Below are 14,622 nucleotides of genomic sequence, written 5' to 3'. Positions count from 1 at the left end.
CGCCGCCGCCTCACTTCCGCGACACGTTCCAGTACACCGGCGCCGGCGGATTGAGGATGCCGATGAGGTCCGAGCGCGCTGCGCGGAACTGATAGGCCACCGCGATCGGAATGTACGGCACGGTCTGCACGGCGCGCTGCTGGATCTGCCCGGCCAGCGCCTTGCGCTCGGCCATGTCGGCGGAGTCGCCGAAGGCGCCGCGCAGCTTCTCGATCTCGGCATCGCACGGCCAGCCGAACCAGGCCTTGTCGCAGTTCGAGCGCAGGCCGAGATGGCTGATCGGCAGCATCATGTCGAGGCCGCCGGGACCGGAGATGAAGATCGACCAGCCGCCCTGCCCGACCGGCTCCTTCTTGGTGCGGCGGCTCACCACCGTTGCCCAGTCCATCGCCTGGACATCGACCTTGAAACCAGCCGCCTTGAGCTGCTGCTCGGCGACGAGGCTCGCGGGATGGATCTGCGCATTTTCGGACGCGTCGAGGATCACGACGGGCGTGCCGTCATAGCCGCTCTCGCGCAGCAGCGTCTTCGCCTTCTCCAGATCGAAGGATGGGAAGCCGGCCTCGGTGTAGTAGGGCGAGGCGCAGATGTAGAACGACTTGCAGGCCTTGATCAGCCCGCCCTTGCCGCCGCCCCAGGCCTCGATGTAGTCCTGCGGATTGACGGCCAGCAGCGCAGCGCGGCGGATGGCGGGATTGTCGAATGGCGGCTGGATCGAGTTCAGCCGGATCTGCTGCGCCACGCCGATCTCGTCCTGGTTGGAGACGACCACGTTCTTGCCGGCCTTCGCCACCGGAACGAGGTCCGTCGGAATGTCCTCGGCGATATCGAGCTCGCCCTTCTTCAACGCATCGAGCGCGGTCTGCTGGTCCGGAATGATCAGCCATTCGACGCGGTCGAACTTCACGACTTTGCCGCCGGCAAGCCCCGCCGCCGGCTCGGTGCGCGGCACGTAATGCGGGTTCTTGACGAACACCAGCTTCGAGCCCGGCACCCACTCATCCTTCTTGAAGATGAAGGGGCCCGATCCGGTCTGGTCCGCGAGCGGCTGGCCCACCGCGGTGCTGGCGATGACCTTGGCCGGAACGATGAAGGGCACGGGCGCGCCCGGCTTCGCCAGCGCGTCGAGCACGAAGCCCCATGGCTCCTTCAAGGTCAGCGTGAAGGTCTTGGTGTCGACGACCTCCCATGACGCGCCATGGGCATTCAGCATCTGCCCCATCGCATCGGCCTGGCTCCAGCGCTTGAGCGAGGCGACGACGTCCTCCGACGTCACGCTCGCACCGTCGCCGAACTTCAGACCGTCGCGCAGCTTGAAGGTCCAAATCTTGCGGTCGGCGGACGTGGTCCAGCTGTCGACCATCTGCGGCTTGACCTGAAGCTTGTCGTCGACGGTGAACAGCGTGTCGTAGATCATATAGCCGAAATTGCGCGCGATCGAATCTGCGGCAATGGTCGGGTCGAGCACCTTGAGGTCGCCCGAGGGCTTGACCTTCAGGACGGTATCGGCACGGGCGGAGGTCGCCGGCAACGTGGCGGCCAGGCAGAGAACGGCGCCTGCCAGAACCTGGCGCAGCAGAGCTCGATGTCGTTTCATCATTCATTCCCTCCCGTGATCGTCGGACTTGCGCTGCCGACGTGTGTTAGCTTGTGATCAAGTGCCGACCCTGCGCGCGACGCTCGCCGCTGCGCCGGATGAAGGAGAAGGCGGCCAGCGCCAGTCCGGAGACCGGCTCGCGCCCCAGGCTCGCAGGGGAGAAGGTGAGCGCGATCCCTTGCAGGCCGCCCAGGCGTGACTGGCCGATGGCTTCCAGGACGTTGGCGCGATCCTCCGCCGGCAGAGACCCCGGCCATCCGGCGATGACGACGTTCCGCTGCCGATTGAGATTGAGCGCGTTGCCGATCGCGAGGCCCAGCCGTCCCAGGCGGGCCCTGATCTCGGCCCGCGCCGGCGCGGAGATGCGGTAGTCGTGAGGCCAACGGTCGCCGCGGTTGATCAGTTCGCTTTCCTGCACCGCGAGAATGTTCGCCAGCGCGACGGTAGACACATAGGTTTCGAGACAGCCGGCGTGCCCGCATCGGCAGACAGCCCCGCCGGGATCGATCACGACATGGCCGATTTCGCAGGTTTCGACATCGCCGCTCTCGGCCAGTTCGTCGACGATGGCCGCGCCGACGCCATGGCCGACGAACACGAAGAAATACGAGCCGCCGAGAACGCCCGTTCCCATCTCCAGCCGATGCCCGACGGCACGCGCGACCATCGAATTGGTCAACCGTGCCGGCGTCTCCGGAAGCTCGCGCTGCAGGAGGTCGTCGAGCCGCGCGACGTTCACTGCAACGATGGGACTGGTGCGCAGATCGGGATCATAGCCCGGGATCGAGACGGCGAGTTGCTCCAGGGCGATGCCGCGCTGCTTGGCCCAGCCGGCGAGATCGCAGACGGCCCGGGTCATCGTCGCCGCAACATCGGCGGCACCGAGGCCGTCGGGAAGATCGTATCGCTCAGAGTACAGCGTTTCGCCGGCCAGCGTGCCGACGGCGGAGTACAGACTATTGTTGGAGATCTCGATCGCTGCGACGCGAATCTGATTGCTCAATGTGACGAACTGGCTCGGGCCGCCGCGGTAGGGCGCCGTGCGCCGCGTCTCCTCAATGACGCCTTCCGCCTTCAGATCGCCGATGATGCGCGAGATGCTGGCTTCGGTGAGCGCGACCCCCTGCGCCAGATCCGGCCGGAACGAGCCACCGGAGCACCAGAGGTAACCAAGGACTGCAGATCGCGTATCACGCCGACTGCGGATGAGCCGCACCCCGCTTCCCCATCATTCTTACTTATTGTAAGAATGCTATTCAGCGGGCATGACGCTGTCAATCGGCACGACATCCAGACGACCCGGCGGACCGGATGACGGGCCTCTCGGCGACCATCTGCCTCCAACCAGAGTGCGCGGGCTGGGACGCACGGCTGGCGCGCCGATCAGGCGCAATACAGGCGGTACAGCGTCTGCAGGATCTCGCGGACCTCGTGGCTCGCCAGCCGGTAATAGATCGTCTGGCCCTCGCGCCGCGTCGCGACCAGGTCGAGCGCGCGCATCATCGCGAGATGTTGTGACAGCGCCGCCTGGCGCAAGCCCACTTGTTCGGCCAGCTCCCCGACTGCGCGTTCGCCTTCGATCAGGTTGCACAGCACCATGAGCCGCTTCGGGTTCGCCATGGCCGTGAGCAGGCGCGCGGCCTCCTCGGCCTTGTCTTCGAGGCCCGCCACCAGGGCTGCCTCCGACTTGCGAGCGACACGCGTTGCCATGATTGTTACTTCTCTATTTTCGTATATTAGCAATAATGCACATGAAATCCAATTGCAATGTGCCGACTGCCAGGAATGCCGAGAACGATGATCAACGAGTATACATTCATAACGGCGCTCGCGGGTGGCGCTCTCATTGGGGCTTCCGCCGTGATGATGATGGGTCTGACCGGCCGAATTGCCGGCGTCAGCGGGATCGCCGCACGCCTGCTGCCGCCCTGGAACGGCGCGATCGCCGGCCGCTTTGCCTTCATTCTGGGCCTGATCGCAGCCGCCCTGATCGTCCGCCTCCTGACTGGCGGCCTGCCGCCCCTCAATCTCGAGGCCGGCACGGTCGATCTGGTGGCGGCCGGGCTGCTGGTCGGTTTTGGCGCGGTGCTGGGCAACGGTTGTACCTCCGGCCACGGAGTGTGCGGATTGGCCAGCCTGTCGCCGCGGTCGATGGTCGCCACGCTGGTGTTCATGGTGACCGCGGTCGCGACCACGTTCCTTGCACGTCACGTGATGTGAGGCTGACATGACCGTTCTCACCCAGTTCGTCGTCGGACTCGTTTTTGGCCTCGGCCTGCTGCTGTCGGGAATGTCCAATCCCGAGAAGGTGCTGGACTTTCTCGACCTTGCCGCGATCCGCTCCGGCGGCTGGGATCCGAGTCTCATCTTCGTCATGGCGGGCGCCGTGGCGGTGACTTTCGTCGGCTTCCGGCTCATCTTCAGGCGCCAGCGCCCTCTCCTCGACGATCGCTTCCATCTGCCGTCCTCGCAGACCCTGGACTGGCGGATCGCGATCGGCCCCGCCATCTTAGGCATCGGCTGGGGCCTCGCCGGCATCTGCCCGGGCCCCGCCTTCGTGGCGCTCGGCTACGGCTCGCCTGCGATCGTGCTGTTCGTGGTCGCCATGCTGATCGGGATGGCCGCGGCGCGCCTCTTCGCGAGCCGCCAGCCATCGCTCTCCACTGCTGCTTCAGAATGAACAAGAAACGGTCTTCGACGGAGGTTCAAATGTCCAGCATTCCGCATCCGGTCGATCTGTCGGTGAAGCCCGACATCACGCCGTTCTTCGATCCGGCCACCAACACCGTCAGCTATGTGGTGAAGGATCCGAACTCGTCCGCCTGCGCCGTGATCGATTCCGTCATGGACATCGACTATGCGTCCGGCCACATCGCGCCGCTGTCGGCGGACAGGATCATCGGCCTGATCCAAGAGCGCGGATGGCATCTGGAATGGCTGATCGAGACGCATGTTCATGCTGATCATCTGTCGGCGGCGCCGTACATCCAGTCAAAGCTGGGCGGCAAGATCGGCATCGGCGACAACATCAGGGTCGTGCAGGAGACCTTCGGCAAGATCTTCAACGAGGGCACCGAATTCCAGCGCGACGGCAGCCAGTTCGACCGGCTGTTCCAGGATGGCGACACCTACCAGATCGGCGGAATGACCGCGTTCGCCATGCATACGCCGGGACACACGCCGGCCTGCATGACCCATGTGATCGGCGACGCCGCGTTCGTCGGCGACACCCTGTTCATGCCGGACGGCGGCTCGGCGCGCGCCGATTTCCCTGGCGGCGATGCGCGCACGCTGTATCGCTCGATCCGCCGGGTGCTGGAGCTGCCCGCAGCGACACGGCTGTTCATGTGCCACGATTATGGCCCGAACGGCCGCGACATCCGCTGGGAAACGACCGTCGCCGAACAGCGCGCGCACAACATCCATGCGCGCGATGGCATCACCGAGGATGAGTTCGTCGCGGCGCGGGAGGCGCGCGACCGCACACTGGACATGCCCAAGCTGATCATTCCCTCGCTGCAGGTGAACATGAAGGCGGGGCAATTGCCGAGCGCCGACGAGAGCGGACGCCGCTTCCTGAAGGTTCCGCTCAACGCGCTTTGACGACGCGCACCGATCTTCGCACGGGGCCCCCCACCGGGCCCGCAGCCCCCTCCATCGAGCGCCGGACACGTTCCGGCGGAGCATTCCTTCCATGACCTTTTCCGGTGCCGAGCTTGCGCTCGGCTCGCTATCCGGCTCGCTGGTCGGGTTCACGCTCGGCCTCATCGGGGGCGGCGGATCCGTCCTTGCCGTCCCGCTGATGGTCTATCTGGTCGGCGTCGCCAATCCGCATGTCGCAATCGGCACCAGCGCGGTCGCAGTGGCGATCAACGCGGCCGCCAACCTCGCCAATCATGCCCGTTCCGGCAACGTCAAATGGCCGTGCGCGCTGGTGTTCGCGGCCACCGGTGTGGTCGGCGCCTTCGCAGGGTCGACCCTGGGTAAAACGATCGACGGTCAGAAGCTGCTGCTGCTGTTCGCCCTGGTGATGATCGTCATCGGGCTCCTGATGCTGCGCAAACGCGGCGGCGAGGGCCATCTGGACGTCAAGCTCTCACGGGACAATTTGTGGCCGCTGCTGGCATTCGGCTTCGGCACGGGAACGTTGTCCGGCTTCTTCGGGATCGGCGGCGGCTTCCTGATCGTGCCGGCCCTGATGTTCGCGACGGGCATGCCGATCCTCTATGCGATCGGCTCGTCGCTCGTGTCCGTCACCGCCTTCGGCCTGACGACGGCCACCAATTACGCGTTGTCGGGACTGGTCGACTGGGCCCTGGCAGCGATCTTTCTGGTCGCCGGCATCGCCGGCGGCCTTGCCGGCGCGAGGCTCGCAGCTCGCCTCTCAGGAACGCGCGGCACCTTGAACAAGGTTTTCGCCACGATGGTCTTTGCGGTGGCTGCCTACATGATCTACCGCAGCCTGCTCGCGATGAGCGGGGCCGGCTAGCACCGCACCCAATCGACGACGCCCAGGCGAACACGTGGGCCAAACCGAAAAGAGACGCGCCACGTCGTCGCAGCGCGTCGCTCAGATCGCATCCTGCGGTCAGTTCACGCCGCGTTGCTGCCTTCCTGGCGGCTCGCTTCGAACAAGAACCAGGTGCGTCGCTCGGTCTCGTCGATGAAGTTTTCCAGCAATCCCGCGGTCGCCGGGTCGTCATTGTCGTCGCACACCTCATGCGCCTTCCGCATCGCGGCAGCGATGTGCTTGTTGTCCTCCATCAACTCCCGCAGCATCTCGCGCGGTGGCACATACTCCTCGTTGTTGTCCTTGATGGTCTGCAGCTTGCTGATCTGGCTGATCGATTTGATCGTGGTGCCGCCGAGCTTGCGCACCCGCTCGGCCAGTTGGTCCGTGGTGGCGAAGATCGCATCCGACTGCTCGTCGAGCATCTCGTGATAGTCGTGAAAGTGCCGGCCGCTGACGTGCCAATGGAAATTCTTGGTCTTCAGATACAGCGCGAAGGCGTCGGCAAGCAGCGTGTTCAAAGCTGTCGAAATCTTGTTCACGGCGTCGGGCGACAGATCGGTCGGCGTATCGAGCTCGGGGGCGGTCTTGTCTGTCTTTGCTTTACTCACGGCTTAACCTTCCTGTTAGAACCAGCAATGGACACGGGTGATCGGACCCGTTAACGCTCGCTGACCCTTCAAGTTCCCATCAAGGAACTGTGTTTGCCGGAACCCGCCGCCATGGACGATTGGATCGATTATTACGATTCCACGCACACGATCTATGCGAGCAAGCTGCATCGCGACCTGCACTTCCAGGGGATCGCGCGCGACATCGTCAGCTATATTCCGTCGGCTGATGCCGTCGTGCTCGATTATTCCTGCGGCGAGGCCTTGTCGGCCGCCAAGGTCGCGGACGCCTGCATGACGCTGATCCTGGCCGAGCCGGCGCCGGGCGTGCGTGGCCGGCTGATCGCCCGCTTCGCCCCTAACACCAAGATCCGCGTGCGCTCGCTGGATGAGCTGCGCAACATGCCGGAAGGCTCGATCGACCTCATCGTCATGAACTCGGTCGCGCAATACATGAGCGAGGCCGACTTCGATGCCGCCCTGGCGGTGATCCGGCGGCTGCTGAAGCCGTCGGGGCAATTCGTGCTCGGCGACGTGCTGCGCCCGGATGTCGGGATGGGCCGAGACGTGCTTGCATTGCTGAGGTTTGCCGCGCGGGACGGCTTCCTCAAGGATGCGCTGGTCGGCCTGGTCGCCACCGCGCTGTCCGATTACCGGCAGCTGCGGACCAAGGTCGGCCTGCAGCGCTATAGCGAGGCCGATATTCTGGCGCGGCTGAAGAGGGCCGGGCTGAGTGCCGTCCGCGCGCCCAAGAACATCGGCCACAATCCCTGGCGGATGACCTTCGTGGCACGTCCGGCGACGGGAACCGCCTGACCTCCCGCCCGCTGGAACCGAACATCCGGCAATTGGATTAGGGTTAACTGAAACACGGGCTGGCTCACGCCGCCGTGAGAGGTAAGATCGCCCCCGGCCCGGTGGCGGAAGCTACGACGCGAAGAGCGGTGCAACGCTCTTGAACCTGGTTCAAGTCCAGGCCGGGCCTCCAGCCTTCGCGGCTTTCGCAGCTTCGGCTCGGCAAGCCAGCCAAGATCGGCTGTCCTTGCGCCCTGCCCTCGCCAATTTGGCCGTTGATTTCGGCCCAAAACCCTTTTCGCTCAGAGGAAACTGGTCTAAAGACCGCTCGCGCGCGAGCACTGGTCGCGCCTTGGCCTTCCCTGGGCCTGTGGGGGACGCGCGGCACGCGCGCCCTTTTTTTGTGCCCAATTCTCTGCCGTTTCTTGCCCGTGAGCTTGAATGCCGAAACGCACTGACATCTCGACCATCCTGATCATTGGCGCCGGTCCGATCGTGATCGGCCAGGCCTGCGAATTCGACTATTCGGGCACGCAGGCGGTAAAGGCGCTCAAGGAGGAGGGCTACCGCGTCGTCCTCGTCAATTCCAATCCGGCCACGATCATGACCGATCCGGAATTGGCCGATGCGACCTACATCGAGCCGATCACGCCCGAGATCGTCGCCAAGATCATCGAGAAGGAACGTCACGTCATCCCCGGCGGCTTCGCGCTGCTGCCGACCATGGGCGGGCAGACCGCGCTGAACTGCGCGCTGTCGCTGCGCCGGCAGGGCACGCTGGAGAAGTTCGACGTCGAGATGATCGGCGCCACGGCTGACGCGATCGACAAGGCCGAGGACCGCCAGCTGTTCCGCAACGCCATGGAGAAGATCGGGCTGCAGACGCCGAAGTCGCGGCTCGCCAACGCCTCCGCGCTGAAGAAGCAATACCGCGACAAGTACTACGCCGAGCGCGAGAAGCTGTCGGGCGCCGAGCGCGACGAGCTCGACCGGCAATGGACGCTCGGCGAGAACGAGCGCCGCAAGCGGTACCAGGAGCACGCGCTCGGCCAGGCGCTGATGGCGCTGTCCGAGATCGGCCTGCCCGCCATCATCCGTCCCTCCTTCACGATGGGCGGCACCGGCGGCGGCATCGCCTACAACAAGGAAGAATATCTCGACATCATCGAGCGCGGTCTCGACGCCTCGCCCACCAACGAAGTGCTGATCGAAGAGTCGGTGCTCGGGTGGAAGGAGTACGAGATGGAGGTCGTCCGCGACAAGAAGGACAACTGCATCATCGTCTGCTCGATCGAGAACCTCGATCCGATGGGCGTGCACACCGGCGACTCCATCACCGTCGCGCCGGCGCTGACGCTCACCGACAAGGAATATCAGATCATGCGCGACGCCTCGCTGGCGGTGCTGCGCGAGATCGGCGTCGAGACCGGCGGCTCCAACGTGCAGTTCGGCGTCAACCCCGCCGACGGCCGCATGGTTGTGATCGAGATGAATCCGCGCGTGTCGCGCTCCTCGGCGCTGGCGTCGAAGGCAACCGGCTTCCCGATCGCTAAGGTCGCCGCCAAGCTCGCGGTCGGCTACACGCTGGACGAGATCGCCAACGACATCACCGGCGGCGCGACGCCGGCCTCGTTCGAGCCGACCATCGACTACGTCGTGACCAAGATCCCGCGCTTCGCCTTCGAGAAATTCCCGGGCGCCTCGACCACCTTGACGACATCGATGAAGTCGGTCGGCGAGGTCATGGCGATCGGCCGCACCTTCCAGGAGAGCCTGCAGAAAGCGCTGCGCGGCCTGGAGACGGGTCTCACCGGCCTGGACGAGATCGACATCGAAGGTCTCGGCCGCGGCGACGACAAGAACGCAATCCGCGCCGCCCTGGGCACGCCGACGCCGAACCGCCTGCTGCAGGTGGCGCAGGCGATGCGGCTCGGCTGGACGGACGAGGACATCTTCAACTCCTGCAAGATCGATCCCTGGTTCCTGGCGCAGATGCGCGGCATCGTCGAGATGGAGGACAAGGTCCGCCGTCACGGCCTGCCGCCGAATGCGAGCGGAATGCGCACGCTGAAGGCGATGGGCTTCTCGGACGCGCGGCTCGCGGTGCTCGCCAACAGCACCGAAGCCGAGGTCGCCGCCAAACGGCACGCGCTCGATGTCCGTCCGGCGTTCAAGCGCATCGACACCTGCGCGGCGGAGTTCGCCTCGCCCACCGCCTACATGTATTCGAGCTATGAGACGCCGTTTGCCGGCGCACTCGGCGACGAGAGCGCCCCGTCCGACAAGAAGAAAGTGATCATTCTCGGCGGCGGTCCGAACCGGATCGGCCAGGGCATCGAGTTCGACTATTGCTGCTGCCATGCCTGTTTCGCGCTGGCCGATGCCGGCTACGAGACCATCATGGTCAACTGCAATCCGGAGACGGTGTCGACCGACTACGACACCGCCGACCGGCTGTATTTCGAGCCGCTCACGGCGGAGGACGTGCTCGAGATCATCGCCACCGAGCGCAAGAACGGCACCGTCCACGGCGTCATCGTGCAGTTCGGCGGCCAGACGCCGCTGAAGCTCGCGCGCGCGCTGGAAGCCGCGGAGGTGCCGATTCTCGGCACCTCGCCGGAAGCCATCGACCTCGCCGAGGACCGCGACCGCTTCAAGCGCATCCTCGACAAGCTGCATTTGAAGCAGCCGAAGAACGGCATCGCCTATTCGGTCGAGCAGGCGCGCTTGGTGGCGGCCGATCTCGGCCTGCCGCTGGTGGTGCGTCCGTCCTACGTGCTGGGCGGCCGCGCGATGCAGATCATCCGCGAGGACAACCAGCTCAGCGACTACCTGCTCGGCACCCTGCCCGAGCTGGTGCCGGCCGACGTCAAGGCGCGCTATCCGAACGACAAGACCGGCCAGATCAACACGGTGCTCGGCAAGAACCCGCTACTGTTCGACCGCTATCTGTCGGACGCGACCGAGATCGACGTCGACTGTCTCTCCGACGGCAAGGACACCTTCATCGTCGGCATCATGGAGCACATCGAGGAAGCCGGCATCCACTCGGGCGATTCGGCTTGCTCGCTGCCGCCGCATTCGCTCGACGAGGCGACCATTGCCGAGCTGGAGCGGCAGACCCGCGATCTCGCGCTCGGGCTCGATGTCGTCGGCCTGATGAACGTGCAATACGCGATCAAGGACGGCGCCATCTACGTGCTGGAGGTCAATCCGCGCGCCTCGCGCACGGTGCCGTTCGTCGCCAAGGTGGTCGGCACACCGGTCGCCAAGATCGCGGCCCGAATCATGGCGGGCGAAAAGCTCGCTGATTTCGGCCTGACCAAGCGCGCGCTCAAGCACGTCGGTGTCAAGGAGTCGGTCTTCCCGTTCGCCCGCTTCCCCGGCGTCGACACGGTGCTCGGCCCGGAGATGCGCTCGACCGGCGAGGTGATGGGCATCGACCGCTCGTTCGCGGTGGCCTTCGCCAAGAGCCAGCTCGGCGGCGGCACACGCGTGCCGCGCAAGGGTACGGTGTTCGTCTCGGTGCGCGAGAGCGACAAGGCCCGAATCACCGAGGTGGTGCGGATGCTGCACGAGCACGGCTTCAAGGTGGTCGCGACCTCCGGCACTCAGCGCTTCCTGGTCGATCAGGGCGTCCCGGCCGAGAAGATCAACAAGGTGCTGGAAGGCAGGCCGCACATCGTGGACGCCATCACCAATGGCGACATCCAGCTGGTCTTCAACACCACTGAAGGTCCGCAGGCCCTGGCCGACAGCCGCTCGCTGCGGCGCGCTGCCCTCTTGCATAAAGTGCCGTATTACACCACTCTTTCGGGTGCCGTGGCGGCTGCGCAAGGTATCCGTGCCTATCTCGGGGGAGACCTTGAGGTCCGCACCTTGCAGAGTTACTTTTCCGAAAACTAATCGCGTCACGCGGGCGAGAGCCCGCTAAGCGGTTGGCAACAATCGGCAATAAGCCCTCTCGGCAGGAACTCGCCGCCTTGTTCGATGTTGGTCCGGCCTTTGACGGGTCGGCATGGCCCGGCTTTTCGGCTTTGCTTTGAGCCGCGAAGGCCTATTCTGAAGATGCTGATCGTGCGCACGCTTTATCCGCACGACTGAAGGACGAGAAGAGATGGTCGAAAAGGTTCCTATGACCGCGGGCGGCTACGCCGCGCTCGAGAACGAGCTGAAGCAGCGCCAGTCGGTGGACCGCCCGCGCATCATCGAGCACATCGCCGAGGCGCGCTCGCATGGCGACCTGTCGGAGAACGCGGAATACCACGCCGCCAAGGAAGAGCAGTCGCACAATGAGGGCCGCATCGCCGAGCTCGAGGACAAGCTCGCCCGCGCCGACATCATCGATGTCGCCAAGCTTTCGGGCGATACGATCAAGTTCGGCGCGACGGTGACTCTGATCGACGAGGACACCGAGAAGAAGACGGTCTGGCAGATCGTCGGCGAGGTCGAGGCCGATGCCAAGAAGGGCCGGATTTCGATCACGTCGCCGCTGGCGCGCGCCTTGATCGGCAAGAAGATGGGCACCACCGTAGAGGTCATGGCGCCCGGCGGCGCCAAGTCTTACGAGATCGCCAAGGTCGAGTGGCGCTGAAGCGGAACGTTCGGCGTGAACGACTCAGCCTGAACGACGCAAAGGGCCGCATCCCGGATGCGGCCCTTCGGTTTTTGCAGTGCGCCACGGCCGGCCTCGGGATTCTGGCAGCACACGGTCAATTCATCGAGCCTGGTGACACACGCCGGTGACGGGGGTCCGTTATTGGGTTAGTTCAGGGCTGACGCGCCGCACTGGCGCGGCGTCGTCCGACCATGATTTCTTTGATTTGGGGGATGATCAGACATGGAGCAGATGCTCTCGAAATGGCAACCGGCTGCGCTCAGCCTGTTTCGCTTCATCACCGGCCTGCTGCTGTTTCAGTACGGCGTGGCGAAGATCTTCAAGTTTCCGGTGATTCCGTATTTTGCGAACATTCCGCCGCTGATCTACACGGCCGGCATGATCGAGCTGGTGCTCGGCGCGCTGCTGATGGTCGGCCTGCTCACGCGGCCCGTCGCGTTCATCCTCTCGGGCCAGATGGCCTTCGCCTATTTCCTCGGCCACATGTTCAAGACCGGCGAACCGGTCTGGCTGCCGCTGCTGAACAACGGCACCGCGGCGATCGCGTTCTGCTTCTCGTGCCTGTATCTGGCGACGGCCGGCGGCGGGCCGATCAGCCTGGACGCGCTGCTGCGCAAGAAGGGCTGAGCGCTCGCTCGATCCGCTGTCATTCCGGGGCGATGCGCCAGCGTCAAACCCGGAATCCCGAGCTTACAAATGCCATATCGAGATTCCGGGTTCGGCCCCTTCCGAGGCTGCCCCGGAATGACCGGGCGTCTAGCTCCGTCCCTTGACCTCGAGCGGCACCGCCGCCTCGTATTTCGAATTGTGCAGCACAAGCGACGTCCGCACGTTGCGCACGTGCGGTGCCGCCGTCAGATGCGTGACGAATTCCTGGAAGGTCGCCATGTCAGGCGCGACGCATTTCAGGATGAAGTCCACCTCGCCCGACAGCATCCAGCATTCCCGCACCAACGACTCGGCGCGGACGAACTCCTCGAACGCCTTCAGGTCGGCATCCGCTTGGCTCGACAGGTGGACCGCGGCAAACACGGTGACGTCGAAGCCGAGCTTGCGCGGATCGAGCAGGCCGCGATAGCCGGTGATGTAGCCTTCCTCCTCCAGGGTCCGAACACGCCGCAGGCAGGGCGGCGGCGAGATGCCGACCCGCTTGGCCAATTCGACATTGGTGATCCGGCCATCGGCCTGGATCTCGCTCAGGATTTTGAGATCGATCTCGTCAAGATTCTTGGACACAGGGGGAGCGGGGGTCTGGCGGGAACTTGCGGGAGGCACGGCCCCCGGGCGGATGGCAACTCTCTTAGCGCACACCGGTCAATTTGCGCAATTTTATTACTCTAGATTTCCCCTGTTGACCGGGTCGTGAAGGGAAAATTCGCCGAGATGCGTTGCAATTCTTGCATAGCTTGCCAGATGGCTTAGACTTGGATTTGACATTTTCGATGGGGCTTCGGGGCGTTTGGTCCACGCATTCCGCTCGCTGCGTCGTCAATCCTCCCTTTTCCAGCGAGTTATCGACCCCATGCAAGCTCCGATCCATGCCAAAGTCGTCATCATCGGTTCCGGCCCTGCCGGCTACACGGCGGCGATCTACGCGGCACGAGCGATGCTGGAGCCGATCCTGATTCAGGGCATCCAACCGGGCGGACAGCTCACCATCACCACCGACGTCGAGAACTATCCGGGCTTTGCCGACGTCATCCAGGGCCCCTGGCTGATGGAGCAGATGGAGAAGCAGGCGACCCATGTCGGCGCCCAGATCAAGACGGACCTCGTGACCAAGCTCGAGCTGGCGCAGCGCCCGTTCCGACTGACCTGCGATTCCGGCGACGTCTATCTGGCGGAGACGGTCATCCTGGCCACCGGCGCCCAGGCGCGCTGGCTGGGGTTGCCATCAGAGGAGACGTTCAAGGGCTTCGGCGTGTCGGCATGCGCAACCTGCGACGGCTTCTTCTATCGCGGCAAGGAGGTCATCGTGGTCGGCGGCGGCAACACCGCCGTCGAGGAAGCGCTGTTCCTGACCAATTTCGCCTCTACCGTCACGGTCGTGCACCGGCGCGATCATTTCCGTGCCGAGCGCATCCTGCAGGAACGGCTGTTCAAGCACCCCAAGATCAAGGTCGTCTGGGACAGTGCGCTCGACGAAATCTGCGGCGCCAGCTCGCCGTCGAAGGTGACCCATGTCCGGCTGAAGAACGTCAAGACCGGCGCGCTCACCGAGCTGCCCGCCGACGGCGTCTTCATCGCGATCGGCCATGCACCGGCCACGGAGCTGGTGGCAGGTCAGTTGAAGCTGAAGCCGTCCGGCTATGTCGAGGTGGTGCCCGGCTCGACCGCGACCTCGGTCCCCGGCGTGTTCGCCGCTGGCGACGTCGCCGACGAAACCTATCGGCAGGCGATCACCGCCGCCGGCATGGGCTGCATGGCAGCCCTCGAGGCCGAACGCTTCATCGCCCACGCGGCGAGCGAACGCGCCGCTGCGGAATGAACT

General features: G+C 64.8%; 14 protein-coding genes and 1 tRNA gene. 10 read left to right on the top strand and 5 right to left on the bottom strand.

All coding sequences use genetic code 11. The features are described from left to right. Positions 1-10: 10 nt before the first annotated feature. The 3 genes from HL666_RS29620 to HL666_RS29610 all read right to left on the bottom strand — a co-directional run bounded on the left by HL666_RS29620 (position 11) and on the right by HL666_RS29610 (position 3,307). Complete coding sequence (locus HL666_RS29620) at positions 11-1,597, bottom strand: ABC transporter substrate-binding protein (RefSeq protein WP_172133899.1); 1,587 nt, start codon at positions 1,595-1,597, stop codon at positions 11-13. 46 nt (positions 1,598-1,643) lie between these two features. Next, on the bottom strand, positions 1,644-2,813 hold the full coding sequence (locus HL666_RS29615; protein WP_172185058.1) for an ROK family transcriptional regulator: 1,170 nt from the start codon (positions 2,811-2,813) through the stop codon (positions 1,644-1,646). Positions 2,814-2,980: 167 nt separating this feature from the next. Further along, a complete protein-coding gene (locus HL666_RS29610) occupies positions 2,981-3,307 on the bottom strand; it encodes an ArsR/SmtB family transcription factor (RefSeq protein WP_172109894.1) in 327 nt (108 codons plus the stop codon). Positions 3,308-3,394: 87 nt separating this feature from the next. On the opposite strand from HL666_RS29610, the gene HL666_RS29605 reads away from it, so the two are divergent. The 4 genes from HL666_RS29605 to HL666_RS29590 all read left to right on the top strand — a co-directional run bounded on the left by HL666_RS29605 (position 3,395) and on the right by HL666_RS29590 (position 6,086). Beyond that, complete coding sequence (locus HL666_RS29605) at positions 3,395-3,817, top strand: YeeE/YedE family protein (protein WP_172185056.1); 423 nt, start codon at positions 3,395-3,397, stop codon at positions 3,815-3,817. A gap of 7 nt (positions 3,818-3,824) precedes the next feature. Further along, entirely contained in the window at positions 3,825-4,277 is a 453-nt protein-coding gene (locus HL666_RS29600; protein WP_172185054.1) for a DUF6691 family protein, read from the top strand. A gap of 29 nt (positions 4,278-4,306) precedes the next feature. Beyond that, positions 4,307-5,200, top strand: coding sequence for an MBL fold metallo-hydrolase (locus HL666_RS29595; RefSeq protein WP_172185052.1), 894 nt, complete (start codon positions 4,307-4,309; stop codon positions 5,198-5,200). Between the two features lie 91 nt (positions 5,201-5,291). After that, complete coding sequence (locus HL666_RS29590; RefSeq protein ID WP_172185050.1) at positions 5,292-6,086, top strand: sulfite exporter TauE/SafE family protein; 795 nt, start codon at positions 5,292-5,294, stop codon at positions 6,084-6,086. A 104-nt stretch (positions 6,087-6,190) separates the two neighbouring features. Here the strand turns inward: HL666_RS29590 and HL666_RS29585 are convergent, their stop codons facing one another. Then, the gene (locus HL666_RS29585) at positions 6,191-6,718 is read right to left on the bottom strand and encodes a Dps family protein (RefSeq protein WP_172109899.1); all 528 of its coding nucleotides are present in this window, start codon (positions 6,716-6,718) and stop codon (positions 6,191-6,193) included. A gap of 111 nt (positions 6,719-6,829) precedes the next feature. On the opposite strand from HL666_RS29585, the gene HL666_RS29580 reads away from it, so the two are divergent. The 5 genes from HL666_RS29580 to HL666_RS29560 all read left to right on the top strand — a co-directional run bounded on the left by HL666_RS29580 (position 6,830) and on the right by HL666_RS29560 (position 12,758). Beyond that, a complete protein-coding gene (locus HL666_RS29580) occupies positions 6,830-7,534 on the top strand; it encodes a class I SAM-dependent methyltransferase (protein ID WP_172185048.1) in 705 nt (234 codons plus the stop codon). Positions 7,535-7,629: 95 nt separating this feature from the next. After that, positions 7,630-7,706: transfer RNA gene (locus HL666_RS29575), tRNA-OTHER, on the top strand. 248 nt (positions 7,707-7,954) lie between these two features. Then, positions 7,955-11,419, top strand: coding sequence for a carbamoyl-phosphate synthase large subunit (gene carB / locus HL666_RS29570; RefSeq protein WP_172109901.1), 3,465 nt, complete (start codon positions 7,955-7,957; stop codon positions 11,417-11,419). A 211-nt stretch (positions 11,420-11,630) separates the two neighbouring features. Beyond that, complete coding sequence (gene greA, locus HL666_RS29565; protein ID WP_172109902.1) at positions 11,631-12,107, top strand: transcription elongation factor GreA; 477 nt, start codon at positions 11,631-11,633, stop codon at positions 12,105-12,107. A 246-nt stretch (positions 12,108-12,353) separates the two neighbouring features. Continuing rightward, a complete protein-coding gene (locus tag HL666_RS29560) occupies positions 12,354-12,758 on the top strand; it encodes a DoxX family protein (protein WP_172109903.1) in 405 nt (134 codons plus the stop codon). 129 nt (positions 12,759-12,887) lie between these two features. On the opposite strand, the gene HL666_RS29555 is transcribed toward HL666_RS29560, so the two are convergent. After that, positions 12,888-13,367 carry an Lrp/AsnC family transcriptional regulator gene (locus HL666_RS29555; protein ID WP_172185046.1) on the bottom strand — a complete coding sequence of 160 codons (480 nt, stop codon included), beginning with the start codon at positions 13,365-13,367 and terminating at the stop codon, positions 12,888-12,890. A 286-nt stretch (positions 13,368-13,653) separates the two neighbouring features. Here HL666_RS29555 and trxB point away from each other — a divergent pair, with 286 nt between their 5' ends. Beyond that, positions 13,654-14,619 carry a thioredoxin-disulfide reductase gene (gene trxB / locus HL666_RS29550; protein WP_172109905.1) on the top strand — a complete coding sequence of 322 codons (966 nt, stop codon included), beginning with the start codon at positions 13,654-13,656 and terminating at the stop codon, positions 14,617-14,619. The last annotated feature ends 3 nt before the right edge of the window (positions 14,620-14,622 follow it).

This window comes from Bradyrhizobium aeschynomenes (genome assembly GCF_013178945.1).
Classification (GTDB): domain Bacteria; phylum Pseudomonadota; class Alphaproteobacteria; order Rhizobiales; family Xanthobacteraceae; genus Bradyrhizobium; species Bradyrhizobium aeschynomenes.
The sequence above is the reverse complement of the archived record's forward strand: the minus strand, read 5'-3'. Positions and strand labels throughout refer to the sequence as shown.